The organism is Spirosoma soli (genome assembly GCF_042684525.1).
Taxonomy (GTDB): domain Bacteria; phylum Bacteroidota; class Bacteroidia; order Cytophagales; family Spirosomataceae; genus Spirosoma; species Spirosoma soli.
The window spans coordinates 38,971-65,242 of the sequence record NZ_JBHULN010000023.1; the positions used below are offsets into that span (position 1 = coordinate 38,971).

The following is a 26,272-nucleotide window of genomic DNA, read 5'->3' on the forward strand; positions in this document are numbered from 1 at the left end:
GAATACGGGGTTAATAATACGACGGACGACTGACTGGTATTTTACTCAACAATCGCAGCTGGCGTGGATTCTGGTAGTCAAATTGATAAAAACCATCTTTCCCAATCATTAATAACGTCTTGTTACCAGCACTGGAGCTACCCAGCGGAATCACATCGTAAGCGTCCATACCTTCGATATGTTGCAACTGGTTTTTATCAATGTTAAGCATGTCGCTCGCGTTAAATGACTTTAGGCCGTAGGCACCCTCGCAAATGAACAGATTAGGGTAATCGACACCTAATCCGTGCGGATTCCGCATGGGATAACTTTTCAGCAGACGTGGGCTTGTTATGTTTGAAATATCAACCACGTCGAGTTGGTTCGTAAAGCCTTGGCAAGTGCTTCCCGAACGTAGCGTAACATAAGCCGTGTTTTCATGGACAACCACTGGGTCGCAGACACGAGCGTGCTGAAAGGTTGAAAGCTGTACGGGCTTCTCTGGGTTCGCATTATCATAGATATGCATACCCGTTTGAGACCCAATAAAAAGCTTATCTCTGTAAGGAAAGATGGTCTCAATTCCCCAACTCATTTGAATCTTGTTACCTACTTTCGGGTCGGCCGGGTTCTGCACATTAAACAGCCGCATTTCACTGTTATTGACCGCATACAGGTATTTATCATACAAGGCAAATCGAGCCATTGACCCGGCTACACCGTTGGTCGTATTGACTTTACTGGCATCAAAATTTGCAGTCTGAGCAAATGAAAGTAAAAATGGCCTCCCCCAACCACCACCCGGTGTAGGACTCTCTTCGCAGTTTGTTGAAATCGTCTCGGTGACGTAGTCTACGTTCTGGTCATTGATTATGCCACTTTGACCATTGTAAGACCAATAGCCGCCTTCGAAAATCCCGCTTGGGAAAACACCGTCTACCCGCTTTACGAGCTTAATATCATTGACATCGCTGATATCGAACGCAACCAGGTCCATGTAGCTGTCAGCGTATAGGATACTGTTACGAACGGCAATGTCTCCGTTTCCGGGAACGCGAAGAAACGCTATTGACTTCGGAGCAGATGGATTGCGATTGTCAATTACGTGGATACCTTCTTTTAGTTCATTGATAAAGAGAAAACCGTCTTTCGTGTAAATTTTACCCGGTTTAACCAAGGCTCGGGCCCCTTCGGTCCGAACGTTCTGTCGTACTTGATAAGCGGTTAACGATACGGGCGTGTACCGGCGAAAGGTTCGGGTTTCTTCGCATTTGTCGGTGCAGCTTGTTAGCCAAAGCAATGGCAGTACTAAGAAGACGTAAAGTCGTTTCATGAACTTTTAGAAAAGATAATGGTTGATTACCTTATGATCCTAAAGCTGATGCAACGGTTGGAATGGACCCAAAAAAGCCCGGTGGTTTAGATCCATCGGGCGGCAATAAGATAAACGGCTTAACGTCTGGTTATAAGGGTTTTACTAGTTGAGTGGCGTATAACTGTTTGTTCGAAACGGTGTATGATTGCGGTTGTACGTCATTTACTGAATTAGCCTGAACATTAACCGAATTAGAGTCGGCCGAATGGGCCGAAATGTACTCAGACTGCCGACGTGTATGGTAGTAGCCAGCTACGAATAGCGCAACACCAATGACAGTCGTGACGATTCTTTTCATAACAATTGTGTGTAGAAACAAAAATTTAAATAAGTTGATTTTAAAAACGTGTATCTGGGTTTAGCACTCAAATTTTACTAGCCGAAGTAGATAGTTGCTTTTTTATTTAAGACAGGTCTTAGTTGACTGACTAAACAAATACGGATCTAAAATACTTCAACTTATGCCGCGTAATCAATCTTCATCATGCGAATAAACATCTTCACTAACCTCCAACAGTTTATACGATAAAAGTGGAGTACGTTGCCCTCTAATTTGTAAGAATGCTTGAGTTATTGCTGACACAAATTTGTTGAGCTAGCAGGCTAACGAACAGTCTACGCTTAACGATAGACCCCTGATAACCTAAATACCAAGTATGTAACTGGATCTCGCCTGAATTGTTAACTTAACATGGTTTGCCAATTTAGTTTAAGGTAAAAATGGTTATGGATGTTAAATTGGATAAAGACGCATTGGAGCAGGCTGGATACTAATTTGTATGTTTATAGAGCGAAAAATTAGATACTTTCTAAGTTTTTCTGCCCATAACTGCTCTTTCTCATCAATGTTAAACTAAAGATTCGGATTAAACCAAAAAGGTTGTAATCCGGTAAAAATTAAATTGCCCGGCTGTCTTATAATACGGCCGGGCAATATTAGTCTTACACAAAAAGTCAGCGATAAAGTCAGGAATAGATTGTCGTTATTAATGAAGTAACGACTACCTACTATACTCATACGTTGAACCATCCGCAATCGTGGCACCGATGGGAGTTCTTTCCGATAAATATAGCTGGTTATCAACCAGGCGGAAGCTTTGTTGAGTTGAGTCAGAATCAAAAAACAACTGGCCCTCCGTGATACCACCTTTAGGGAAGCTAAGTTTATAGGTACTACGTTGAACGGTGATGCCGTTACGCATTTGTCTGTAGTCGCCGGAGCCTGTGTACCCACCAAACGATACTGTTTCTGAGTAACCAGCTTCAGTTGCTGTGACCGTTTTTTGGGTTAAACCATACGTAATCTGTGTTAGTGTCCAGTCGCCTTTTAACGGTGATTCCGGGAAGACGCACCCACACATCTTTTGTTGGCAACCAAATACCAAAACGACCAGAAAAGCCGCGAACACCAAAATCTTAGAGCGAGTCATAACTACTTTATTTTTTCGTACACTAACACTCCTGGTTGATCACCGCCGTAATAGAGCCGAAGCTGGTTGCTGCCAGTTAATTCGTATCGGTTTACGGCCATCAAGTTAGCAAAATACAATTGTTCAAACTGCATCGCTTCTGAAGGACCACCGCGTTTGGTGCTGATAATTGGAGCTATGCTAATCGTACGCTGGTCGGGGGCTTCGTAGCTTATCCTTGAGCTGTAAATGTTTACGGCGGATTCTCCCGATAAGTTAAATGCTTTATCGGGTAGCCTTTCCCAGGTCTGAACAACAGGTTCAACAACCAGCGTTACGTTAAATGCCCCAGGTTCAAGTAGCTTCCAGCTACCAACCAGCTGTTGAGTATCGGCTGGAACAACCTCCTCATTACGCTCACAACTAAAGCTGTACAGTAAAGTTGTAATCAGCAGTAAGCTAACAAGGCTCTTGTACATAGTCAGTTTATCTTTTTGTAAACCAATACGCCCGGCTTTTGGCCTCCATGATACAGCCGAAGCCGATTTTTGTCAATTACTTCAAAACGAACTACGGACCGCAAATTATCGAAGTAAGCTTGCTCAAATTGCGTTACTGTGGGCGAACCTGCAATTTCTGTACTGCCTAGTCGGACAAAGATCATGAGTCCATCTACCGCAGCCGATAAAAAACCATCATAGCTGTTAACCGCTGCCTGACCGTTCGCTTTAAACGGCGTCACATCATTGGGTGGATTCGCGGTGTCGAGCGACAGTTGTAGAGTCACTTTGTACGAAGAATCCGGTTCGACGAGTTGCCACGTACCAACCAGCTGAGCTACTCTTTCCGGCAAGTAAGGTTCTTCTTTTGTGCAAGCCTGAAAGGCAAAAAACAAGCATACTAAGGCAACTACGGTTGTTATCCTCATGAGTTAGTTTTTGTTGGATCGGCAATTTTACCGACAAACAGCACCGTTCCCGACGTTTTTTCGTGAATGACGAACACAAATGGACGGTCGCACAGATACGGTACCGGGGCCGACGTAACAGAAACAGCGCCTGTTGTAACGCCAGCCGCTTCTGTGCCTTTCTCATCCACTGCGACAAAGGTGTTCTGCTTCACAAAGCTAAGCGTAAGTCCGCCTTTAGTATTAATTTTTGTAAAATCTGCCTGATCGGAGAAGGCCGTAGTCATACCCATTGCGTTCAGCACATTGTTCAGCTTAACTTCGTAGCTCATGTTGAACTTGGGTAGGCCAATGTCCATTTTACCCACAGCCATGTCTTTTTGTAGCTGACTCCAGTCCGAGCCGGTTAGGTTATTAAGCAGCGTTTCAGGAGTTGTATTGCCCGTTGGTAACAAAACCGTCATGGCAAAACGATCGGAGCCGTAAGGAAGCTCAAACGCGGTGTACTCAGGCTTAATGGCCCGGCGGAGGTCGGTCATAAGCCGCATCATCCGGACAGGTGTTTCTTCGCCACTGGCCAGCTTAAACGGTAAATCAAGGGTTTGATCAGGGTTGAATGGAGTCTTCCAATCACCTTTAAAGTAAATAGCGTTGAGCAGAAACATGACGTTATCTGGTTCAATCTGGTCAATCACTTTCGGAATTTTACCGTTTGTTTTCTGGCTAGCCCAGGAGTTGATCTTGTTAACTGTCGATGGATCGTTGAAATCCTGTGCCGAAACGTCCGCTCTGAACGTTTGCTTCAGCACATCCTGGAATGAAGTCTCTACCGGAAACGTATTTCGATTCCAGACGGAATTTGCCAACGTAAGGGTTACCATCGAGTCCACCGCAGGCAGGTTATCTATCAGGTTTTGATACGTTTGGTTAGCTTCTGCCAGCGTCTGAGCATCTAATTTCAGCGTTTTCTGAATCTCCTGGGCAGTTTGGCCGTTCGCACCGTTCATGATCATTCCCAAAGCTATGTGCAAACTCAACGGGGAAATGAAAACGTTTTTGGCTTGGCCATCCTGCGTATTTACTCGCTTAGCCAGGTCAAAGGCAAATTGTGTGGTCTGATCGGCGAACGGAGCCGATACGCGTAAATCACCCGTTGCCGTTCCTGGTCCAGGTGATACGCTAGACGTTGTGCAACTAATGGCTGTTAACAAGAAACTGGTTAAAACAGCCGTCAGACTAAAAAAAGGGTTCGTTTTCATAGCACGAATCATATTGGATTTAAAAAGCACCAATGTGCGTGTAGAAATCTGGCATATAGTAAAGAAATGATTGGTGTTGATCTAAGCTATTCCGTTGATCAGATAGCCCAGATCTGGTAAAACATGGTGGCCACTGCTTAAAGGCCGCACGTTGTTTATAAAAGGCTCGGCCAAAGTCGCTAACTCCGGAATTACTTTGATAGCCTTGTACGTTTAAAAATGATAGTCTACTCCGAAACTCATGCCGGTCGAGGTCGGTCGGCTTTCTACTTGTGAACCTGTCTGAGTACCCAGCCCCAACGAAGGCTGATAAACACCGGCTACCGAAGCTGACCACCGGCGCGACGGCCTATACCGGAACCGGGCTCCCATGGTAGCAGCGAACGAAACCGGGCGATACACGCCATCCTGTGCCGTAACGACCAGGTCGTCACCTACCGTATTACGGACAAAAATGTTAGTCAATAAGCCACCTAGCACGGCCATGCTTAGCCGCTTGCGTGGGCGGATTTGGTAACCCACCTGAACCGGTACCTGCACAAACTGGTAATTGTTCGTCAGCACCTGCGACATCTGCGCATTGTAATTATTAGAGAGAGTATAGTTGTTGTTACTTGATGCTATGTCTAAGTACGACGACGACTTAGCAATGCTATTCCCGGTACTGTTGCGTAAGGCATCAACATACAGATTACTGACCGGAAAATCACGCCTAGGACTCATCGACTGAATGTTAGCCGCAGCAAACTGCCCCGGACTTTCGACGGTTGAACGACCAGCCAAATACCCGACGCCTGATTCTATAGACCAATGTTCGGTCAGCTGCACCCCTGCGCCGGCTTGGTAGGCCACCGAAAAGTTAGCCCGGCTGTTAATTGAAGTTTGATTCGTTTTGCTACCGGCACTCGAGGCTAAAGCATAGGCAGGTTGTGCCTGGCGTATGGATACCGATGGATTATATGCCCCCGGCATCATACTGACTGACGCCCAAACTTCTCTCGACTCACGCGATGATTGGCTTATCTCTGCTTCTAATGGTGCTTCATAAGGCCGGAACCACACAATCCGGTGAATCTGCCCTAATTCTCGCAAACGGAGTGGTTGCCCGACGAGTGGCTCAAGGTTCAATGTCACGTTTAAGGGCATCTCTGTCGAGGCCACTACATCCCTATTGACGACTGACACACGATTAGAAGCCGCCGAGGGCGCTACGTGCTCAGTAGGCAACAAAGCAGTCCTGTCTTGTTGCATTGCCATTGTGCCAAGCTCTATTGCCGATGACGTCGGCTTCGTCTGAGCAATAGTATTATCAGCCTGAGAGCGTGGTCGTTGAACATCGCGTAAAACTAACTCTTCAGCGGATTGGTCTGGTGATAGCACGCGTATGCGGCTAACACGACCTTCTAGTGATCGCTCAGGCCGCTTTGGTTGCCTGTTTGCCGATGCAATCGCTTCGGGGTTTGGCTCAACTTGCTTTCTAGAAGCCTTTGTACTGCTCGGAGCGGGTGTCGTTGCTACGTTCTCGGCTGGATTGCCACGTTTTACGCGGGCAATCGGTTGGTTTGTCGACTGAGGGCTCATTGCCCACCAGCCGACAAGCAACAGCGCTACTGTTGCGGCTATACCGACACCCCAGACGAACGGCCGCGACGATGCCAGGCCCGTTCCCCACAGTGGCAGAATTTTTGGTCCGTCCGACTCGTCTAACCGGCGCTCGATGTTGTCCCACACGCGGGGTGGGGGCATCTCGTTGGCTTCTTCAAAAGCCTTTCGCCAGTAGTCGTCCGGTACGTTTTTTTCTAACTCACTCATTTCGTATAGGTTGTTCATTAGGTCGGCCTACACCAGAGAGTGCGTCCGACTGTAGTTTTTGCTGCAACAGGCCCCGCGCCCGGGCATATTGCGATTTGGATGTTCCTTCGGCGATGTCGAGCATTTCGGCGATCTCCGGATGGTTGTAGCCTTCAATGGCATACAAGTTAAACACCGTTCGGCAGCCTGGCGGTAGTTCCTGAATCAATTGCAGCAAATACTGATAATTCAGTGTCGGCAGACTTTCGTCGGCCTGTGGCAGCACCGGAGCCAGCTCCTGTACGTCGGTGGTGTGTTCCCATGGCTTCTGTTTTCGCAGATGCTTCAGGGCCGTGTTAATGACCACACGCTTGAGCCATGCCTCCAGTGGACACTCAAATCGGAACGACTCGATGTGCCGATATATCTTCACAAATGCATCCTGCAAGACGTCCTCGGCTTCGTCGGGGTCTTTCACGTACCGCTTACAAACAACAAAGAGCTTCCCGGCAAACCGCTCATAGAGCTGTCGCTGTACAATTCGGTCATGCCGCCGGCACCCTTCGACTAATGCGTATTCATCCTGCATATCAACGTTGACAATACCATGACTCTGCCTGACTAAAAACGGTTGGAATTATTATAAAATATTTTTCAATTAGGGATTCATCGCAGATTAGTACTTTTCTAACCGTAATTTTGATAAATCCTTTTCGTTCACCTATGAATCGCAGAGATATACTACGGTCAATGGGGGTTGGTGTGGTGGCTTTGTCATGCCCGACTCTTGCGCAAAACGTGAGCCGCCCCGTTTCCCGTTTCAGCGTTGGGGCCTGTGACTGGTCGATTGGTCCGGCTGGTGACATCAAAGCATTCGCCATGGCTAAGGAGATTGGGCTGGACGGCGTGCAGATCAGTTTAAATATAAAAGCCGACCACGAGCACTTACGTCGGCCCGATACGCAACGTACCTACAAAGATGCGGCTGAAAAAGCTGGAATTCGTATAGGTGGTTTAGCGATCGGTTTACTAAATAGCATACCGTATAAGTCGGACCCGCGCACCGAACAATGGGTATACGACAGCGTAGACGTAGCTAACGCGTTGGGTGTGAAGAATATTCTACTGGCTTTCTTCAGCGACAACGACTTGCGGAATGACCCGAAAGGGACACAGGTAGTTGTTGATCGGTTAAAGGCAGTAGCACCGAAGGCCGAAAGGGCGGGCGTCGTGTTAGGAATTGAGTCGTGGCTGTCGGCTCCTCAACATCTGGCAATTATTGACGCCGTTGGGTCGTCGGCCGTGAAGGTATATTACGATGTTTGTAACTCATCGGATATGGGCTACGATATTTTTGAGGAAATTCGCAGCCTTGGTAAAGAACAAATCTGCGAGGTTCATTTGAAAGAAAATGGCTATCTGCTGGGCAAAGGCAAGGTAGATTTACCGCAAGTAAGACAGGCATTAGATGACATTGGCTATTCGGGCTGGCTGCACATAGAAGGTGCCGTGCCGAAAGGCAAACCAATGCTGGAGAGTTATATTGAGAATACGAAAACTGTGCGATCGATTTTTGTGTGATGTTATGAAAGCAACCTTATCCTTTACCACTCTACCCCTGGCCCTCACAATGGCGGGTTTTTTGTACCTAGCTGGGGGCGTCTTCCAGCCTAAACCAAACGTGGGAGTAACGCCAACACCTGAACCTTTTCAGCGGTACGGAGCCGTGCTTGGCGCTGATTCGTCGAGTACATTGTATTTACCCGACGATCTGGAAGCTACACTATGGGCCGAAGCTCCCATGTTTCATAATCCAACGAACATGGATATCGACGCCAATGGCCGGGTATGGGTGACCGAAGCCGTAAACTACCGGAAGTTTAACAACAAAGCACAGGAACGGCTCGATCATCCGGAAGGCGAACGGATCATGATTCTGGAAGACACTAATGGCGATGGTAAAGCCGACGAGAGTAAGGTATTTGTGACAGATCCTGATCTGGTCTCGCCTTTAGGTATTGCCGTTATCGAAAACAAAGTCATTGTCTCTTGTTCACCCAACCTGGTTGTGTATACTGATAATAACGGCGACGATAAACCTGATAGCAAAGAGGTACTACTGACCGGTTTTGGTGGCTTAGATCACGATCATGCATTACATGCCGTAGTTGCCGGTCCCGACGGAAAATACTACTTCAACACTGGTAACGCTGGCCCGCATGTCGTAACGGATAAAGACGGATGGAATCTGCGTTCGGGGAGCTTGTACGTTGGGGGAACGCCCCATAACAAAATTAATCACGGCAACCAGGTTAGCGACGATGGTCGTGTCTGGACGGGTGGGATGGCGCTACGTATCAATCCGGACGGCTCAAACCTGAAAGTAATGGCCCATAATTTTCGCAATAACTACGAGACCGCGCTCGATTCATACGGGAATATGTGGCAGAATGATAACGATGATCAAGTCGTGGCCTGCCGCACTAGCTGGCTCATGGAAGGCGGCAATGCCGGGTATTTTAGCAACGACGGTACGCGCTACTGGCAGGCCGATCAGCGCCCCGGTCAAACCATACCAACCGCCCATTGGCACCAGGATGATCCGGGCGTAATGCCGGTTGGCGATATGACCGGAGCAGGATCGCCCACGGGTATGGTCATGTATGAAGGTGACGAGCTAGGCCCACAGTATCGGGGCATGCTGCTGAGCGCCGAAGCTGGCCGAAACGTGATCTTCAGTTATAAGCCCGAACCTTGGGGAGCTGGCTACCGTATGCCACGTACCGATTTCATTAGTACGTTCCCTAAAGTAGACGAAACGTACAAATGGAACGACGTCGACAATGATACACGGAAGTGGTTCCGGCCGAGTGATGTAGCGGTTGGCCCCGATGGAGCCTTATACATCGCTGATTGGTATGATCCGATTGTTGGGGGCCACCAAATGCAGGACCGTAAAGGATACGGCCGAATTTACCGCATCACGCCAAAAGGTAAGACGCTGAAAGTGCCCAAAATTGATTTGCGTACCACGCAGGGCCAGATTGCCGCATTACTCAATCCAGCCGTAAACGTTCGGATGTCGGGGTTCGACGCACTTTTAGACCAGGGCGAAAAAGCGGTAGAACCTGTCATGGCCCTTTTGTCGGCCCCAAATCCGTACCATCGCGCTCGGGCTATTTTCGTGTTAGCGCACCTTGGCGCCGAAGGGCAGTTTGAAGTAGAGCGGCTACTCAAAGCGAACGATGCACCCATGCGCATTGCTGCACTACGGGCCTTACGGAGCATTACACCTGAAAATTCTAAGTCTACTCCGGCCTTAACCCCTTCACAGCGGGCGTTGTTGCCGTTACTGGGTAACTTATCAACTGATCCCAGCGCGGCTGTTCGGCGGGAAGTTGCCATTGCTATACGAGACATTCCGTACGCTGATTGCCGATACATCTTGTCAAACCTGGTGAAAGGCTACGATGGTCAGGACAAGTATTACCTGACCGCCTTAAGTATTGCTGCTGATGGTAAAGAAGAGGCTGTATTTGCTGATTTACGCCCATCTATACCCACCGACCCGCTTGAGTGGGATCAGCGAACGGCTGATCTGGTTTGGGAGTTCCATCCGGCGTCGGCTGTACCGATGTTGAAAAAACGCGCCGAAGCTCAAACACTCAGTGCCGACGCCCGTAAACAAGCTATTACAACCCTTGGCTTCATTAACAACCAGCCGGCGGCTAAGGCAATGGTGGAGCTGGCCAAATCGACAGATAAAGACGTAGCCGATCAGGCTATGTATTGGATGGGTTTTCGGCGGGGTAACGACTGGGCTACGTTCCTGAATTGGGATGAAATAATGCCGAATAAGGTTTCGCCCGACGAGCAGAAAATGCTGGCAAAACGGCAAGTGCTGTTGGACGAATACAAAAGTGAGACCGAAAAACGTAAAGTTGCCGTCGAAATGTCCCGCGATGCTGAGGGAGCAAAGCTGTTAATTGGGTTAGCGGCCGACAATAAGTTATCCGATGATCTCATTAAGGCCGCCGGGCCCGGTATTCGCACGAACGCAGACCAAACCGTTCGGACAATGGGAAAAGAATATTTCCCATGGAAGCCCAAGCCAGATAAGTCGGAAAAAACAGAAGCAATCAGCCCGACCGAAGTTGCTGCGACAGCTTCTGCGGAGACCAAAGAGCCGGCCCCTCCAGCGGTGGCTACTACGACGAACGTTAGCCCTGATGTAGCCGAAATAGCCGCCCTTACAGGCAACGAACGATCCGGCCTGACCGTATTTAAAACGAAATGTGCCACCTGCCACCGCCACGGTCAGCAGGGAAACGACGTTGGACCTGAACTGACGAAAATTCATCAGAAGTTCGATAAAAACGGGTTGTTAGATGCCATCATACACCCCAGCGCGGGTATTGCGTTCGGCTATGAGCCCTGGTTGATCACCACTAAAACGGGCCAAACGTATTATGGCTTCCTGGCTAGTGACGGCGAGCAGTCAATCGTTATAAAAGGGGTGACAGGGCAAAAGCATACGGTTCCAGTCGACAAGGTTTTTTCGAAACGACAATACAAAACAAGCCTTATGCCCGATCCGGCGGCAATGGGTTTGAAACCACAGCAACTCGCCGATTTAACGGCATTCCTGCTGAAACAATAGAAAAGGAATAACGAAAACCCGGCCTAATGAGACGCCGGGTTTTTCTTTTTTGTGGAAAACTAAACCATTGCGCATCGAAAAGAATCAATGGGCTATTGGCCGATGACTTACCCGCCACGGATTATGAACCGCACACTCGTCTTTATCCTACTTTTTATCACCGTCTGTCTGGCTGCTTCGGCGCAAAACCGGCAGGCGGATGCGAACCTGACCGCGCGGTCGCCCCTACCCGATTATGCCCGCGATTGGCGGCAGGCGGATTCATTAGCTGCCAAAGGCTTACCAAAATCGGCTTTGACTATCGCAAACCGCATTTATAAAGAAGCCAAAGCCAATCAAAATTATCCGCAGGTAGCCAAAGCCGCTATTCATCGAATGATATTCCGGAGTTATTCCGACGAAGAGGCCTACGTTGAGCTCGTCCGTTCTATGCAGACCGATATTCGGGATACGCCCGAACCTGCCCGCTCGGTGCTTCAATCCGCCTTGGCCGATATTTACTGGCGGTATTTTCAGCGGAATCGGTATAAATTTTACAATCGGTCTATAGTAGGCAAATCGGCAAACGGGACAAAACCGGGAGCTGATTCAACAAATGACTTTACTACCTGGGATGCTCGTCAATTAGTCGAGGCAGCTACGGCGGGTTTTCTGGCGTCTGTACGCGACAAAGAAGCATTGCAGAAAATACCAGTTTCCCACTACGACGCATTGATCGACAAAGGCGACGCGGAAACTCGGCCCCTACGCCCGACGCTGTATGATTTGCTTGCCCATCGAGCCATTGACTTCTTTCAGAATACAGAACCTGATCTGTTAAAACCTGTTTTTCGCTTCGAGCTGGATGAGGCTACTTACCTGGCTAAACCCGAAACGTTTGCTCAACTGGCGCTGCAAAGTAAGGATTCGCTGTCGGGACGATATCAGGCATTGCGGCTCTATCAGCAACTACTAGCGTTTCATTTGTCGGACGCTGATCCGTCGGCACTGGCCGACGTTGATGTGTTACGTTTATCATTTGTGCATCGGCACAGCGTAGTGTCGGACAAAGACTCACTTTATCGGCAAACGTTAAGACAACAGGCTGCGCGCTTTAAAGGCCAGCTTGCCGAAGCTATCTACGGTTATCAGCTGGCGGAGTTCTTATCGAACAGAGGTACGCCTGTTCGACCATTGCAGGGAGACGACAATGAGGCTGCCGACGATCAGCCTGATCCCAACCGGTGGAACCGCAAACAAGCTGCCGACTTATGTCAGACTATAATCAAAAACTACCCTAAGACGTTTGTTGGCAAACAAGCAAGCCTATTATTAAACCGGCTGCTCCAGTCCACTTATTCTCTTAATGTAGAGCAGGTTACTATGCCGAATTATGCTTTTCGGGCGCTTGTCTCCTACCAGAATGTTAGCCGAATTAAGTATCGAATTGCCAGGCTTAGTGCTTTTGAAATGACTCCGAATCGTCCTCGTTATACCCGATCGGAAGAAGAACAACAGACTATAGTAAAGTATTGGCTGAAACGTTCAGCGATGACGGAAGGAACAGTTTCTTTACCCAATGATGGTGATCTGAACCTCCATTCGGTCGAGATACCGCTTGCGGGTCTACCACTTGGGCAATACGTAGTGTTCATAACAGCTGAGGATACGTTTAAAGAAGACACGGATCTATTTCAATACGCAACATTTGCGGTATCATCACTTGGCTACATTATTCGCAATGATGTTCGATCAGGAGGGCACACGATCTTTGTGGCAAATCGTCAAACCGGCGAACCGCTAACCGGAGCAACTATTAATCTGGTTCTGGGTAGCAAAGCGCTGGGCAGTAGCGATGCAAAGGTGCTACGTACAGATGCTACGGGTAAAGTTAACTTGCTTCGTAGTGACGTACCATCGCAGGAAAATTATCAATATCTACTGACCGTTGGCAAAGACACATTGCTTTCCGATGTTCAGTACAGCTCTGGTTATTACAACAATACTGATGATCCAAGCGTACAACAAACCCGGCTATTCACAGATCGGGCCATTTACCGGCCGGGGCAACTGATCTATGTTAAGGGATTGGTTTATGAAGGCAAATCGAATCAGTACGAAGTAATTGCTGATCAGCAGGTGAAGATCGAGCTACGCGACCAGAATGGCGAGCAAGTGGCCCAGCAGACGTTGAAAACAAACGAGTTTGGTACGTTTAATACCAGCTTCACTGCGCCAGTCGGACGTGTGACCGGTGTAATGACCCTTCAGACGCCGTTCGGTAGCACAGCTATTCGAATAGAAGAATACAAGCGGCCAACATTTGAGGTAGCTACCCGAGCTGTACGGCAGTCGTTTAAGTTAGGGCAAACCATAACCGTAACGGCCGATGCCAAAACTTTGTCCGGTGCAGTTGTTGATGGTGCACAGGTTCGTTACAGGGTAGTGCGTAGACTCCGGCCACGTTGGGATTGGTACAGTTCCTGGAAAAGAGGGTTTTCCCGAACGGGTGAAGCCGAGGTTAGTAATGGAACGGCTGTATTGGATGCAAAAGGAAGCGTTAGCTTGTCGTTTCTGGCAACGCCTGACCGCGACCAAAAGCCAGCTGATAACCCAATCTTCGATTTTGAGCTAACGATCGACGTAACTGATCGGGCTGGCGAAACCCGTAGTACAACAAAGGTCTTTCGGATTGGCTACTCGGCCCTACAGACTGAACTCGCTATTCCGGCACAAGTTGACAAGGGCGAACCCGCTGCATTTCCGCTACGGATTATCAACCAGTCGGGCGAAAATGTACGGGCAACTGGCCAGCTTATGGTGTATCGCCTTCAGGCCCCTAATCGCCTGTTACGTAATCGTTTGTGGGCACGCCCCGACCACCAGCTATTGAGTCGTGGCGAGTACGAAAAACTGTTTCCGAACGATATTTATGCCACCGAAAATAATCCAAGATCATGGCCAAAAGGCGAGATGGTTCAGCAATTGGCTATCAATGCTCCTGCTGACTCACTCATTAAACCTGAAATATCGAAATACCTCCCTGGTGAATACGTAGCAGAAGTAAAGGCCACGGATTCTACGGGAGAAACAACCAGCGAACGCGCTTTTTTTACGGTTGTGGATGGCCAGCAGCCTACGGCATCTAAACAGATAGAGGCTTGGGTGCAGGATCGCAAAACAACCGCCGAGCCCGGCGAAAATGCGCTGTTCTGGGTCGGTAACGCGCAACCAGGTTGGGTATTGATGAGCGTGGAAGAAAACCACAGAATCGTTCGGCAGGAATGGCTTAAGACCAACGGGCAACCGCAACGGGTAACCCTACCCGTTACCGAAAAACAGCGGGGTGGTTTCGCCGTGCATTTCGCAATGATACAGAACGGGCGGTTCTACGAAAAGACGTACCCGATCACCGTACCGTTGACCAACAAGCAATTACAAATTACTACCCAAACCTTCCGCAGCAAACTGAAACCCGGCGAGCGTGAGGAGTGGACGTTGGCTATTGCCGGTCTGAATAAAACACCTGCTGAGGTGATTGCTACGCTGTATGATGCTTCACTGGATGCTTTCGATAAGCTCGATTGGCCGACAACTTTTTATCAGTCTTACTATCCTACTGATGATAACTGGCAGGTTATAGGGTTCCTTACCCAGCAAAGTAATTCGGTACGCTATCAATATCAGCCTCAATTACCGACACCCGCACGACGATATGATCAGTTAGGTTGGTCAGGATACCGGCTTTCGTTGAATGGGGGACGTCCGTTCGGTCATAGCCCCGTTGGGCCGTTTGGTGTTTCCGACCAGGCGCTTCGTGTTACGGTTCGGCGAGTGGGTAAGGTAATTACCGGAACGGTTAAAAACCCCAACGGGTCAGGAGCGCCGCGTATCAGTGTTATGATCAAAGACGCAACCGTCGGCGTTACAACTGATCAGAAAGGAGCCTTTTCGTTATCCACTGCTTCGGAAAGCAAACCGGTTACCCTCGTTTTTGCGGGTATCGGTTACGTAACCAATGAAGCAACAATTAAGCAGAAACCTATTTCGCTTCGATTGCAGCCAGATGTACAGTCGCTGGATGAGGTTACTGTTACCGGTTATGCAACTCAACGAAAGAGTGATGTAACGGGAGCTACATCGATACGATTAAGTGGGGTAGCACGAACTATGGCCGCTGAAAGCGCAGCCATGCCAGCCGTGATGGAATTAAAAGAAGCGGTTGCTGCTGAACAAACGAATCGTTCCAACAAAATTGATCAACCTGTCAGCCCGCGTCGAAATTTTAACGAAACGGCGTTCTTTTTTCCTGAGCTTAAGACAGACAGCCAAGGGCGAATTGTTCTGAAATTTACAATGCCCGAAGCACTCACGCGGTGGCGGTTGCTGGCCTTCGCGCACACCAAAGACTTAAAAACTGGCATGCTGGAGCGGGAAATCATTACGCAGAAAGAGCTGATGATTACGGCCAATGCCCCCCGCTTTTTCCGCGAAGGCGACACAATTCGACTAACGGCGCGAGTTAATAATCTAACGAATAAAAAGCAGTCAGGCACGGCAAGCTTAGAATTAACAGATGCGCTTTCCGGCGAACCAATCAACCCTAAGCTTAAGCTCGCGAATTCGCAGGCAATTATTGCCGTCGACGGTGGGCAAAGTCAGTCGGTTGGTTGGACATTGATTGTTCCAGCGGGTATTGAAAGGGTAACCTGCCGCCTGACGGCTCGTGCTGATGGCTTCACCGATGGCGAAGAGTTTACTGTTCCGGTGCTACCCAATCGAATGTTGGTTACTGACACGCAGCCTTTCTGGGTAAATGGCTCGGAATCGAAAGAATTTAAGCTGAAAGAGCTAACGAATTTAAACCCCGAACTACCCATACAACACGAGCGACTCACGGTTGAAGTAACGAGTAACCCGGCCTGGTACGCGCTGCAATCGCTGCCTTACCTGATGGAGTACCGCTACGAATGCGCTGAGCAGCTATTCAGCCGGTTGTACGCTAATAGCCTGGCTGCCCACATTGTTAATAGCAAACCGGCTTTTCGGCAGGTTATTGCTGAGTGGCAGAAAAATCCGCCCCGCAATCCGCTCCAGGCTAACGAAGAACTTAAGGCTGTTACACTAGAAAATTCGCCTTGGCTGGCCGATGCCCGGTCAGAAGCCAATCGCCAGGCACAGCTGGGCCAGTTGTTTGACCAGAATCGTATGAACGATGAGCAGCAACGGACGTTCGACAAGCTACGGCAATTACAAACCGAATCGGGTGGTTTCCGGTGGTTTGGCGGGATGGAGCCTAATCTGTCTATAACGCTACATATTTTGAGTGATCTGGGGCATTTACAAAAGTTAGGCGTCAAGTTTCCGGAGGCCATACAGGCCCAGATCGTCGAGATGCAAACTAAAGCGATCCGGTATGCCGATGCCGAGATGAAACAGTTGGTTGCAGATCAGCAAAAGCGCAAACCGGGCGATACCTGGTCTTTTGGCGAAGTGCAATATTTATACGCCCGAAGTTTTTATGTGGATCAGCCAATAAACAAAGACCTACTGACCTACCTAAAACAACGGGTGAGTACCAACTGGCTGAAGCAGAGTTTGCAGGGGCAGGCTTTTGCAGCCCTGGCACTTGCCCGGTTCGGCGATGGAAAAACCGCTGATGGCATTTTACGTTCACTCCTCGAACGTACCAGAACCTCAGAAGAGTTGGGAACATATTGGCCAGACAACCAAAGCGGTCTGCGTTGGTACGAAACCCCCATTGAAACACAAGCGTATCTGATCGAGGCTCTCGATGAACTTAACCAGAACCGAACGCTTATCGACAATATGAAACGTTGGTTAATTCGGCAGAAGCAAACGCAATCGTGGTCTTCAACAAAAGCGACCACGGAAGCTGTATATGCTTTGTTGCTACGTGGCAGCGATTGGCTCGATACAAAAAACGCGCCCCGATCTAATGTACAAGTTAGCGTAGGCGGACAACCCATTGAAAGCCGGGCAAGCAAGACGGAAGCTATTATGGGCTACCAGAAAGTAATCTACGCAGCCGCTGAGATCAAGCCAGAGATGGGGGCTGTCAAAATTGTTAAGAAGACTGATGGCCCAGCCTGGGGTGCTTTGTATTGGCAGCATTTTGAATCTCTGGATCGGGTGATGCCGGGTAGCGCAGGTTTGTCTATTCAAAAAGCCTTGTTTGTACAGCGCGATTCGCCAGGCGGTCCGGTTATCACGCCTGTCTCTCCACAAACGGCGCTGAAACCCGGTGACCTGATTAAGGTGCGGCTAGTAGTAAAGACCGACCGGGCGATGGAATATGTTCACTTGAAAGACGGCCGTGCATCAGGTTTTGAGCCCGTGGCTACTTTATCGGGCTACAAATATCAAAATGGTATCGGCTATTATGAGTCGCCCCGCGATGCGTCGACAGATTTCTTCCTGAGCTATCTGCCAGTGGGTACGCACGTTTTTGAATACGATTTACGCGTAGCACAAACGGGCGACTTCTCGGCGGGTGTGGCCACTGTTCAATGTTTTTATGCACCAGAGTTTTCGGCGCATTCCGCAGGTGAAAGGGTGCGGGTGAAACCTTAAAGGAATGCAATTGCCTCTAGCTCAATTTCTAGCCCATAGTGCAACGGTAGCACCGGTACGATAGAGCGGGCTGGACGGTGATCACCAAAAAACTGTGTATATGCTTCGTTGACAGTGCTCCAAGCATTCATGTCTGAAATAAACACAGTTACCTTAACGACATTTTCGCGTCGACTGCCCGCGGCTACGAGAATAGCATCAAGGTTAGCTAGCACTTGTTCCATTTGTTCAGCTATCGTAGATCCAGTAAGCTTTTCGCCTATTGGTGTAATAGGTAGTATTCCAGATAGAAACGCCAGGCCATTATGGACAATTGCCTGTGAATAGTGACCGCCTGGTGCAGGAGCGTTAGGTGTATCGATGATGGTCATGAAAAGTTCGTATAGGCTGAGATTGCAATAGCAAAGCCTGCCAATGAAAAATCATTTGACAGGCTTTGCTTAATATACCTAATATCTTTTAAACGATAGCGTCGATCAACGCCGTCACTAATGAGACGACTATACTAAACAACAACGCGGCAATGAACCCGCTCACGGCAAAACCACTTACTAACGAATCCGTGAGATAAACCATTAAAACATTAAGCACCAATAAGAACAGGCCTAACGTAACAATTGTAATAGGGATAGTTAGGACTGTCAGTATAGGCTTAATAAAAGCGTTTAGAAACCCCAGAACAATGGCCACAATCAGGTAGGTGCCAATGCCACCAGTAACAGTAATGCCCGGAATAAATAAACTGGCGACATAAACGGCCACCGCGCTGATAAGGATTCGGATAATCAGTCCCATGAAAGCGTTTGAGGTTTGATGATCAGCGCCACTCAAGCACCTTAGTGATGCCTGACAACGCCGAACAAACAAACCTCAAACGGGAATCTATTGTTTTTGATGACGGCTTTGTAGCACCGCAATGATGTCGTCTAAGGCCATGTTTTTCTGCTCCAGTAAAACCAGGAAATGAAACAGTAAGTCTGCAGCTTCCCCCTTAAACAAGTCGTCGTTGTCGTCTTTTGCTTCGATGACCAGCTCCACAGCCTCCTCTCCTACCTTCTGTGCAATCTTGTTGACGCCCCGGTTAAATAAGGTTGTTGTGTACGACTTCTCGGACGGATTTACCTTGCGATCATGAATGATAGCCTGTAAGTAATTCAGGAATTGGCCCCGACCCTGATTGGTCTCGTTAAAACACGTATCAGCTCCGGTATGACAAGTTGGTCCAGCCGGGTTTGTTTTGATCAGCAACGTATCGCCATCGCAGTCAACTAGGATTTCCTTAACGTGTAAGAAATTATTAGAGGTTTCGCCTTTGGTCCAAAGCCGTTGTTTACTACGGCTAAAAAATGTCACAATGTTTTCGGCAACAGTCTTGTCGTATGCCTCCTGGTTCATGTAGCCTACCATCAGAACCTTACCCGTTTCGGCGTCCTGAATAACTGCCGGAACCAAGCCATCTGGCGATTTATGGAAATTCAATGTAACGAACGTTTCGGAATTCATTTAGCAAAGGTAAGACACTAAGACCGTATGGTTTCAACAAACGCCTTGATGCTCTCCGGTGAAGTGCCATGCTGCTCCAGGTGGCGAATAAAAGCGCTACCAACGATGGCTCCGTTGGCGTATTGACAAGCTGTGTCGAAGGTTTCGTGGTTATTGATACCAAAACCTATCAGGCGTGGATTACGTAGGTTCATGGCCTGGATTCGTTCGAAGTAAGTCTGCATAGACTCGCTTATGCCTTTTACTGATCCGGTGATACTGGCAGACGAAACCATATAAATGAACCCTTCCGACTCTTCGTCAATCAGGCGAATTCGTGCCTCTGATGTCTGGGGCGTAATGAGGTGAACGTTTAAAATTCCGTACTCACGAAAAGTTGGTGCATACTCAACTAGGTAGAGATCTAAGGGAAGATCTGGGAGAATGACGCCATCGACTCCTACTTCCTGGCACTTCTGGCAGAACGCTTCTACGCCGTACTGGAGAACTGGATTGATGTAACCCATCAGCAGGATTGGTACAGTAATCGGGTCGCCGAACCGCTCACTTCGACAATTGGCTAGTTGAGCAAACAAGGTCTTCAAAGACATGCCATTGTCTAATGCGCGACCGTTACTCTGCTGAATCGTTTCGCCATCGGCAACCGGATCGGAGTAGGGCATCCCAATTTCAACCAAATCGACTCCAGCAGCTTGCAAACCACGCAAAATCTCCTTGGTATCGTCGAGATTTGGAAAGCCAGCCGTGAAATATACATTTAACAACCGCTCGCTTTTTTGAGCGAACAGGCTGGCGATACGGTTTTGGGTAAGTTCTTGTGTCATAAGTAACGCGGGTGGAAACCCGCGACTGGTTGCTATAAATCTCGGGTTTCCACCGCATCGGCGGGCTGCCCGGCTTACATTACAAGTGTTTAGAATACGTGCTCAAATCCTTATCGCCCCGACCTGATAAACAAACTACCACAACATCATCTGCTTGTAAACCCATCTTAGGCAAGGTCGCTAAGGCATGAGCGGTTTCTAATGCTGGAATGATACCCTCCAGTTTGCTAAGCTGAAAGCCCGCCTGGAGCGCTTCGTCATCTGTAATAGCGTAAAAGTCACCACGGCCCGAGTCGAACAAATGAGCGTGGAGCGGGCCAATGCCTGGGTAATCCAGTCCGGCGGAGATCGAATAAGGCTCTACTACCTGACCATCTTCGGTTTGCATTAGAATTGTGCGGCTACCGTGCAGAACGCCCGGCTTACCAAGCGCAGTGGTTGCTGCCGAATGGCCGGATGTAATGCCCTGGCCGGCTGCTTCTGCTGCCACTAAACGTACCGATGGCTCATCCAGAAAATGAAAGAATGCCCCCGCGGCATTGCTGCCTCCACCCACGCAGGCAACCATATAATCAGGAGTCTCGCGACCGATTTTTGTTAACAGCTGCTTTCTCACTTCCTGCGAGATAACCGACTGGAAACGAGCCACCATGTCGGGGTAAGGGTGTGGGCCGACCACGGAGCCAATGATGTAATGCGTATCAACGGGATTGTTGATCCAATGGCGCATGGCTTCGTTGGTAGCGTCCTTAAGCGTTTGACTACCTGATGTGGCCGGTCGAACTTCTGCGCCGAGCATGCGCATCCGGTCTACATTCGGCTTCTGCCGCTCCATGTCAATGCTGCCCATGTACACAATGCATTCCAGGCCCATCAGCGCGCAGACCGTTGCCGTAGCCACCCCGTGTTGACCCGCTCCTGTTTCGGCTACAATACGTTTTTTACCTAGCCGCTGAGCAACTAATATTTGTCCAATGGTATTATTAACCTTATGGGCTCCCGTATGGCAAAGGTCTTCGCGCTTGAGGTAGATCGTTGCACCGATATGGTCAGAAAGGCGCCTGGCCAGAAACAAGGGTGTTGGGCGGCCAACGTAATCTTCGAGCAATTGCCAGAACTCCGCCTGAAACGCTGGATCAGCGATAATCTGAAGGTAATTCTGGCGTAGTTCTTCCACGTTTGGGTAAAGCATCTCTGGGATGAACGCTCCGCCGAAGCGACCGTAAAAGCCTTTATCGGATACCTCAAAAGAGGTTTGTGGTTCTAGGGTGGTTTGCATACACTACACAGTTTCTTCCTCTTCAATCGGCCGCAGTCGGGCTATGAGTTCTTTCACTTTTGCTACATCTTTTACGCCCGGCGAAACCTCTACCTGGCTGTTGACATCGACGCCGTAAAGCTTCATGCCTTTCAGGGCAGAAAGCTGATCAAGGTTGTCTAAACCAATGCCACCACTGATAAAAAACGGCTTATCATTGTCGTAGCGGCTTAAAATACTCCAGTCGAAGGTTACGCCGTTGCCGCCCGGCTGATCACCTTTGGCATCGAACAGAAAGAAATCGCACTGGGCTTTGAAGTTATTCAACATCGAAAAATTGAACGTCTCGTCGACTCGAAACGCCTTGATGATGTTAATGCCCCGATTGCGCAGGCTTCGGCAGTATTCCGGCGCTTCTGTGCCATGCAGCTGTACGTATTGAAAATCGTACTTCTTCACCGTTCGCAAGATGTAGTCCGGACTGGCGTTTACAAACACGCCCACTTTACGAATAGAACGAGGCAACGCTTTGACGGCCTCTGCATCCAGATCTTCACCCACAAAGCGGGGTGATTGATCGTAAAAAATAAACCCAACGAAGTCGGGACCAAGGGCGGCAATCTCTCTCAGGTTGTCGGCATCACGCAGACCGCACACTTTGATTTTCATGATATAAGCGGATTTGTAAAGGTGGGCATTTGGCTAGTAAAGTCAGTGACCAGTGCAGACAGGGCCGCAGCAGGGTCAGCCGTTTTCATGAACGCTTCGCCAATCAAAAAGCCGTCAAAACCGGCCTTGAACAAGCTTCGCATAGTGGTTGCATCGTGCAAACCACTCTCTGTAATCTTAACAAAAGTGTCGGGAATGCGCTCAACTAACCGGAGCGACGTATCAATCGATGTGACAAACGTTTTGAGGTTACGGTTATTGACGCCTACCAAATCAACGGTATGAGTCAGGGTCCGGTCTAACTCGTCTTCATCGTGAACTTCCAGTAACACCTGTAAACCTAAATCCTGTGCCTGCTGGCTGAACTCAGATACTTCTTCTGGCGTCAGGCAGGATGCAATCAACAGCACCAGATCGGCTCCCCAAGCTTTGGCTTCAACGATTTGGTATGGATCAATCACAAAATCTTTGCGGAGGATGGGCGTGCCAGGATTAGCCTGACGAGCCGCTTGTAAATCAGCGGGTGTTCCACCGAAAAATGGCTCGTCGGTCAGCACCGATAAGACGGCAGCTCCCGCCTGAATATAGCCCTTCGTGGTTGTTGCTACGTCGGCCCGGTCGTTGATAATGCCTTTAGAAGGCGACTTTCGCTTAAATTCGGCAATGATACCCGTTGAGCGTAAATCCTGAATGGCTTCTCGTGCCGATAAAGCTGGCCGCCTGAAGTCAGGCATTTGTTCCAGCGCTGAGGTTGGAGTGACGGCCTTACGCTGGGCTACTTCAATGCGCTTCTGGGCAACAATCTGATCTAAAATTGTCATGCTATTAACTTCTTAAAACACACCAGAGCCCGTTTGCTTTCCAGCGACTCCCGAGCCATCGCTACGGCTTCTTCACGAGTTTTGGCTTTGTCTGATGCCAGCAGAGCCATTGCCGAGTTAGCCAAAACAGCCTGTTTTTGAGCGGAGGTTGCCTCGTTGTTGAGTACATTCAGAAATATATCTGCCGACTCATCTAACGTTTGCCCACCGGCCAGCGATTCAGGAGTCAAGGTATCCATGCCTAACTGCTCTGGCTCAAGCACTTGCTCGGTTTGGTTACTAATGACTTTGAAGGCGCCTGTCAGCGAAATCTCGTCGTAACCGTCCAGCGCATGCAGAATCATGAACCGCTTGTCTGTTTGCTGATAAAGGTACGCATATAATCGCGCCAATTCAAGGTTAAACACGCCAACAAGCTGCTTTTGAGGCTTTGCCGGGTTGATCATAGGACCTAGCACGTTGAAAAACGTTTTCACACCTAAATCTTTCCGGATTGGGGCCACATTCTTCATGGCGGGGTGGAACAGGGGCGCGTGGAGAAAACAAATGCCGGCCGTTTCCATCTTCCGCTGCAACTCGCCAACATCATTAGTAAACTGATAACCCAATCGCTCCATTATAGTCGACGACCCGACCAAGGAAGAAACGCCGTGATTGCCGTGTTTAGCGACGCATTGTCCAGCGCCAGCGACTACAAATGACGACAACGTTGAAATATTAAACGTGTCTTTACCGTCGCCACCGGTACCACAGAGATCCATGGGATCGTAAGCATCCAGATCAACGGGTAAGCAAAGTTCAAGCATCGCGTCGCGGAAGCCCTCAAGCTCCTCAAGCCGGAGGCTACGCATCATGTATACGGTTAAGAACGACGCAATTTGTGCCGCGTTGTACTCCCCCCGTCCAATCCCAATCAGCGTTTGTCTGGCTTGCTCTTTGGTTAAGGACTTATATTCGAATAAGTGATTTAAGATTGCTTTCATGTTTAAAAAGCGAAAGAGCACAAGAGCGAAAAGTCAAGAGATGGTTCATTTGAGACCACTCTTTCACCCTTTTAATTTTTAAGCCAGTTTTCAATCATTTTAACGCCGTTTTCTGTCAATACAGACTCGGGGTGGAACTGTAAGCCACGGACATCGTAACGAGCGTGTGCCAGTGCCATTACCCGGCCGTGTTCGTCTATGGCCGTGGTGCGTAAGTCGGATGGCATTGAGTCTGGAACAACCGTCCATGAATGATACCGACCAACGGTAAGCTCATCAGGCACACCGGCAAATAGCGGTTCCGAAGAGTCGGTTATCGTCGTTCGATGAGCAACACCGTGTAGTACGTCGCCCAGATTTTCGAGCCTTGCTCCGTAGACCTCGCCAATGCCCTGATGGCCGAGGCAGATGCCCAGGATGCTTTTAGTTGGGCCGTACTCGGCTACCAGCTCTTGCATAATGCCGGCTTCCGACGGAATGCCTGGCCCTGGTGAGAGCATGATCTTGTCGTATTGGCCAGCTTCATCAACGGTTAGCTTATTGTTCCGTATAACATCTGGCTTATGGCCCAGCTCGCGTAGAATGTAGACGAGGTTATACGTAAACGAATCGTAGTTATCTAAAACGAGTAGTTTCATGAGTAACGTGGGCAGGAGCCCATAGCTTGTTTAAGTGCGAGTTTCTACCCGCGTTACAATGTTTTCGCTTGTTCAATGGCCATCCGCAGGGCGGCCAGTTTGTTATGCACTTCCTGTAGCTCACTTTCAACGACTGACTTGGCCACTACGCCCGCGCCGGCCTGGTAATAAAGCGTATTGTCTTTACTCATAAACGTTCGAATCATGATGGCATGGTTGAACTCGCCATCAAAACCCATATAACCAATACTGCCCGAGTAAAAACTACGGCTCAGGTTTTCGTAGCGATCAATAAGTTGCATTGCCATGTGTTTAGGGGCACCCGATAACGTTCCGGCTGGAAAGGTTTCGGCTACGATCTGAAGTGGATCGGCAGAGTCGGTCAGATCACCGACAACTTTTGACACAAGGTGAATGACGTGGGAGTAGTACTGAACCTCTTTAAACGTCTCGACTTTCACCACATCGCAATTCCGGCTGAGGTCGTTACGGGCTAAATCCACCAGCATGACGTGCTCGGCTGATTCTTTGGGATCGTCGTAAAGCTTCTGGGCTAATTCGGCATCACGTACGTCGTCACCGGTGCGCCGGAACGTACCGGCTATAGGATAAATGGTGGCTTTGCGGTCTTTTACCACAATCTGTGACTCCGGTGAGGAACCAAACAATTTGTAGTTGCCGTAATCGAAATAGAATAAGTAAGGGGAGGGGTTTAACGAGCGTAGCGAGCGATAAACATTGAACTCATCGCCCACAAACGGCGTCGAGAACCGGCGAGAGAGCACGATCTGGAATACATCGCCCCGCTGGCAATGGTCTTTCCCTTTTTGAATGACACTTCGAAACTCGTCATCTGTAAAGTTCGACTGTTCGGGACCCGCCGGGCTGAAGGAGTAGGTGGGGTAATTCCGGCCCGTAATTAAGTCGCTGATGTAATCAAGGGTGCTTTCAGGTTCGGTATCGCCATCGCGGAGGTAACTATGTTCGAATAGATACAGCTCGTCTTTGAAATGATTAATGGCTAGTACGTACCGATAGACGGAAAAGACCGCGGCTGGAATCTGATTTTCGGTCGGTACTGGTGCCTGAAGTGTAATGTCCTCAAAACTTTGCACCGCTGGGTAACCAAAGTAACCAAATAGGCCGTTCGTAATAAATGAAAATGGCGCTTTTTCGTGCTGGAAACTATTCTTAAACGCTTGTAGAGCTTTCAGTATGTCGTGAGGGGCTACCTCGCTCACCTGCTCCTGTTCATGCGGTAACTGGACCTTTAACTGATTTACTCCGCTGCTCCGGTCATAAATGAATTGAGCAACAGGGTCAAAAGCCACGTAGGAGAAACTGTTGTCGTTACCGTGATAATCGGAGCTTTCGAGCAGAATGCTGTTCAAAAAGCGGTCGCGAATACGCAGGTAGATGCTAACTGGCGTAATAATGTCGGCCAGCATCCGCTTGTGACGGCTGACGACGCGGTAGGTAGTTGGAAGGGCTGTGGTAGTCATTCTGTAATTATTTAAGTAGTTATTCAGTGGTTGTTAATGTGCTGTCATCGGGTCAGCTGATGGTTGGCGCAATGACAAAAAAATAAGGCTCACCGGGATGATGGTGAGCCTTTGTATATCT

The 26,272-nt window shown here is 49.0% G+C and carries 21 protein-coding genes; 3 read left to right on the plus strand and 18 right to left on the minus strand.

Going from position 1 to position 26,272, the window contains the following annotated elements:
* Positions 1–10 precede the first annotated feature (10 nt).
* From ACFSUS_RS25425 to ACFSUS_RS25460, 8 genes are all read right to left on the minus strand, one after another.
* Positions 11–1,312 carry an LVIVD repeat-containing protein gene (locus ACFSUS_RS25425; RefSeq protein WP_381527208.1) on the minus strand — a complete coding sequence of 434 codons (1,302 nt, stop codon included), beginning with the start codon at positions 1,310–1,312 and terminating at the stop codon, positions 11–13.
* A gap of 130 nt (positions 1,313–1,442) precedes the next feature.
* The gene (locus tag ACFSUS_RS25430) at positions 1,443–1,652 is read right to left on the minus strand and encodes a hypothetical protein (RefSeq protein ID WP_381527209.1); all 210 of its coding nucleotides are present in this window, start codon (positions 1,650–1,652) and stop codon (positions 1,443–1,445) included.
* Positions 1,653–2,355: 703 nt separating this feature from the next.
* A complete protein-coding gene (locus ACFSUS_RS25435; protein WP_381527210.1) occupies positions 2,356–2,784 on the minus strand; it encodes a hypothetical protein in 429 nt (142 codons plus the stop codon).
* 2 nt (positions 2,785–2,786) lie between these two features.
* A complete protein-coding gene (locus tag ACFSUS_RS25440; protein WP_381527212.1) occupies positions 2,787–3,242 on the minus strand; it encodes an META domain-containing protein in 456 nt (151 codons plus the stop codon).
* A gap of 2 nt (positions 3,243–3,244) precedes the next feature.
* Positions 3,245–3,691, minus strand: coding sequence for an META domain-containing protein (locus tag ACFSUS_RS25445; protein WP_381527214.1), 447 nt, complete (start codon positions 3,689–3,691; stop codon positions 3,245–3,247).
* On the minus strand, positions 3,688–4,929 hold the full coding sequence (locus tag ACFSUS_RS25450; RefSeq protein ID WP_381527216.1) for a serpin family protein: 1,242 nt from the start codon (positions 4,927–4,929) through the stop codon (positions 3,688–3,690). The genes ACFSUS_RS25445 and ACFSUS_RS25450 overlap by 4 nt, the downstream gene beginning before the upstream one ends.
* 213 nt (positions 4,930–5,142) lie before the next feature.
* A complete protein-coding gene (locus ACFSUS_RS25455) occupies positions 5,143–6,741 on the minus strand; it encodes a hypothetical protein (RefSeq protein WP_381527218.1) in 1,599 nt (532 codons plus the stop codon).
* On the minus strand, positions 6,734–7,309 hold the full coding sequence (locus ACFSUS_RS25460) for an RNA polymerase sigma factor (RefSeq protein WP_381527220.1): 576 nt from the start codon (positions 7,307–7,309) through the stop codon (positions 6,734–6,736). Before ACFSUS_RS25460 ends, ACFSUS_RS25455 begins: the two co-directional genes overlap by 8 nt.
* A gap of 134 nt (positions 7,310–7,443) precedes the next feature.
* On the opposite strand from ACFSUS_RS25460, the gene ACFSUS_RS25465 reads away from it, so the two are divergent.
* From ACFSUS_RS25465 to ACFSUS_RS25475, 3 genes are all read left to right on the plus strand, one after another.
* Positions 7,444–8,301 (plus strand): sugar phosphate isomerase/epimerase family protein, encoded by an 858-nt coding sequence (locus ACFSUS_RS25465; RefSeq protein WP_381527222.1) that lies wholly within the window; start codon positions 7,444–7,446, stop codon positions 8,299–8,301.
* Positions 8,302–8,305: 4 nt separating this feature from the next.
* The gene (locus tag ACFSUS_RS25470; RefSeq protein ID WP_381527224.1) at positions 8,306–11,380 is read left to right on the plus strand and encodes a PVC-type heme-binding CxxCH protein; all 3,075 of its coding nucleotides are present in this window, start codon (positions 8,306–8,308) and stop codon (positions 11,378–11,380) included.
* Positions 11,381–11,503: 123 nt separating this feature from the next.
* The gene (locus tag ACFSUS_RS25475) at positions 11,504–17,953 is read left to right on the plus strand and encodes an alpha-2-macroglobulin family protein (RefSeq protein WP_381527227.1); all 6,450 of its coding nucleotides are present in this window, start codon (positions 11,504–11,506) and stop codon (positions 17,951–17,953) included.
* Here ACFSUS_RS25475 and ACFSUS_RS25480 read toward each other — a convergent pair.
* From ACFSUS_RS25480 to ACFSUS_RS25525, 10 genes are all read right to left on the minus strand, one after another.
* Positions 17,950–18,324, minus strand: a complete 375-nt coding sequence (locus ACFSUS_RS25480; RefSeq protein ID WP_381527229.1) for a Rid family detoxifying hydrolase — start codon at positions 18,322–18,324, stop codon at positions 17,950–17,952. The two genes, ACFSUS_RS25475 and ACFSUS_RS25480, sit on opposite strands and share 4 nt — an antisense overlap.
* A gap of 88 nt (positions 18,325–18,412) precedes the next feature.
* Positions 18,413–18,748, minus strand: coding sequence for a phage holin family protein (locus ACFSUS_RS25485; RefSeq protein WP_381527231.1), 336 nt, complete (start codon positions 18,746–18,748; stop codon positions 18,413–18,415).
* Positions 18,749–18,835: 87 nt separating this feature from the next.
* Positions 18,836–19,456: a bifunctional phosphoribosyl-AMP cyclohydrolase/phosphoribosyl-ATP diphosphatase HisIE gene (hisIE, locus tag ACFSUS_RS25490; protein ID WP_381527233.1), complete on the minus strand. Its 621-nt coding sequence runs from the start codon at positions 19,454–19,456 to the stop codon at positions 18,836–18,838.
* Positions 19,457–19,473: 17 nt separating this feature from the next.
* Positions 19,474–20,280, minus strand: coding sequence for a tryptophan synthase subunit alpha (gene trpA / locus ACFSUS_RS25495; RefSeq protein WP_381527235.1), 807 nt, complete (start codon positions 20,278–20,280; stop codon positions 19,474–19,476).
* Between the two features lie 79 nt (positions 20,281–20,359).
* Positions 20,360–21,559, minus strand: coding sequence for a tryptophan synthase subunit beta (gene trpB / locus ACFSUS_RS25500; protein WP_381527237.1), 1,200 nt, complete (start codon positions 21,557–21,559; stop codon positions 20,360–20,362).
* A gap of 3 nt (positions 21,560–21,562) precedes the next feature.
* Positions 21,563–22,207 (minus strand): phosphoribosylanthranilate isomerase, encoded by a 645-nt coding sequence (locus ACFSUS_RS25505; protein ID WP_381527239.1) that lies wholly within the window; start codon positions 22,205–22,207, stop codon positions 21,563–21,565.
* Positions 22,204–23,028: an indole-3-glycerol phosphate synthase TrpC gene (gene trpC / locus ACFSUS_RS25510; protein WP_381527241.1), complete on the minus strand. Its 825-nt coding sequence runs from the start codon at positions 23,026–23,028 to the stop codon at positions 22,204–22,206. Before trpC ends, ACFSUS_RS25505 begins: the two co-directional genes overlap by 4 nt.
* On the minus strand, positions 23,025–24,011 hold the full coding sequence (gene trpD, locus ACFSUS_RS25515) for an anthranilate phosphoribosyltransferase (RefSeq protein ID WP_381527243.1): 987 nt from the start codon (positions 24,009–24,011) through the stop codon (positions 23,025–23,027). Before trpD ends, trpC begins: the two co-directional genes overlap by 4 nt.
* Before the next feature lie 71 nt (positions 24,012–24,082).
* Entirely contained in the window at positions 24,083–24,649 is a 567-nt protein-coding gene (locus ACFSUS_RS25520; protein ID WP_381527245.1) for an anthranilate synthase component II, read from the minus strand.
* A 53-nt stretch (positions 24,650–24,702) separates the two neighbouring features.
* The gene (locus ACFSUS_RS25525; RefSeq protein ID WP_381527246.1) at positions 24,703–26,151 is read right to left on the minus strand and encodes an anthranilate synthase component I family protein; all 1,449 of its coding nucleotides are present in this window, start codon (positions 26,149–26,151) and stop codon (positions 24,703–24,705) included.
* Positions 26,152–26,272 lie beyond the last annotated feature (121 nt).

Excerpts from the sequence above, each read along its gene's own strand:
- trpD (WP_381527243.1), bottom strand. The coding sequence starts at position 24,011 with ATGAAAGCAATCTTAAATCACTTATTCGAATATAAGTCCTTAACCAAA.
- ACFSUS_RS25475 (WP_381527227.1), top strand. The coding sequence starts at position 11,504 with ATGAACCGCACACTCGTCTTTATCCTACTTTTTATCACCGTCTGTCTG.
- trpC (WP_381527241.1), bottom strand. The coding sequence starts at position 23,028 with ATGACAATTTTAGATCAGATTGTTGCCCAGAAGCGCATTGAAGTAGCC.
- ACFSUS_RS25435 (WP_381527210.1), bottom strand. The coding sequence starts at position 2,784 with ATGACTCGCTCTAAGATTTTGGTGTTCGCGGCTTTTCTGGTCGTTTTG.
- ACFSUS_RS25485 (WP_381527231.1), bottom strand. The coding sequence starts at position 18,748 with ATGGGACTGATTATCCGAATCCTTATCAGCGCGGTGGCCGTTTATGTC.
- ACFSUS_RS25525 (WP_381527246.1), bottom strand. The coding sequence starts at position 26,151 with ATGACTACCACAGCCCTTCCAACTACCTACCGCGTCGTCAGCCGTCAC.
- ACFSUS_RS25425 (WP_381527208.1), bottom strand. The coding sequence starts at position 1,312 with ATGAAACGACTTTACGTCTTCTTAGTACTGCCATTGCTTTGGCTAACA.
- trpB (WP_381527237.1), bottom strand. The coding sequence starts at position 21,559 with ATGCAAACCACCCTAGAACCACAAACCTCTTTTGAGGTATCCGATAAA.
- ACFSUS_RS25480 (WP_381527229.1), bottom strand. The coding sequence starts at position 18,324 with ATGACCATCATCGATACACCTAACGCTCCTGCACCAGGCGGTCACTAT.
- ACFSUS_RS25430 (WP_381527209.1), bottom strand. The coding sequence starts at position 1,652 with ATGAAAAGAATCGTCACGACTGTCATTGGTGTTGCGCTATTCGTAGCT.
- trpA (WP_381527235.1), bottom strand. The coding sequence starts at position 20,280 with ATGACACAAGAACTTACCCAAAACCGTATCGCCAGCCTGTTCGCTCAA.
- ACFSUS_RS25455 (WP_381527218.1), bottom strand. The coding sequence starts at position 6,741 with ATGAGTGAGTTAGAAAAAAACGTACCGGACGACTACTGGCGAAAGGCT.
- ACFSUS_RS25505 (WP_381527239.1), bottom strand. The coding sequence starts at position 22,207 with ATGAAAATCAAAGTGTGCGGTCTGCGTGATGCCGACAACCTGAGAGAG.
- ACFSUS_RS25450 (WP_381527216.1), bottom strand. The coding sequence starts at position 4,929 with ATGAAAACGAACCCTTTTTTTAGTCTGACGGCTGTTTTAACCAGTTTC.
- ACFSUS_RS25440 (WP_381527212.1), bottom strand. The coding sequence starts at position 3,242 with ATGTACAAGAGCCTTGTTAGCTTACTGCTGATTACAACTTTACTGTAC.
- ACFSUS_RS25445 (WP_381527214.1), bottom strand. The coding sequence starts at position 3,691 with ATGAGGATAACAACCGTAGTTGCCTTAGTATGCTTGTTTTTTGCCTTT.
- hisIE (WP_381527233.1), bottom strand. The coding sequence starts at position 19,456 with ATGAATTCCGAAACGTTCGTTACATTGAATTTCCATAAATCGCCAGAT.
- ACFSUS_RS25470 (WP_381527224.1), top strand. The coding sequence starts at position 8,306 with ATGAAAGCAACCTTATCCTTTACCACTCTACCCCTGGCCCTCACAATG.
- ACFSUS_RS25465 (WP_381527222.1), top strand. The coding sequence starts at position 7,444 with ATGAATCGCAGAGATATACTACGGTCAATGGGGGTTGGTGTGGTGGCT.
- ACFSUS_RS25520 (WP_381527245.1), bottom strand. The coding sequence starts at position 24,649 with ATGAAACTACTCGTTTTAGATAACTACGATTCGTTTACGTATAACCTC.
- ACFSUS_RS25460 (WP_381527220.1), bottom strand. The coding sequence starts at position 7,309 with ATGCAGGATGAATACGCATTAGTCGAAGGGTGCCGGCGGCATGACCGA.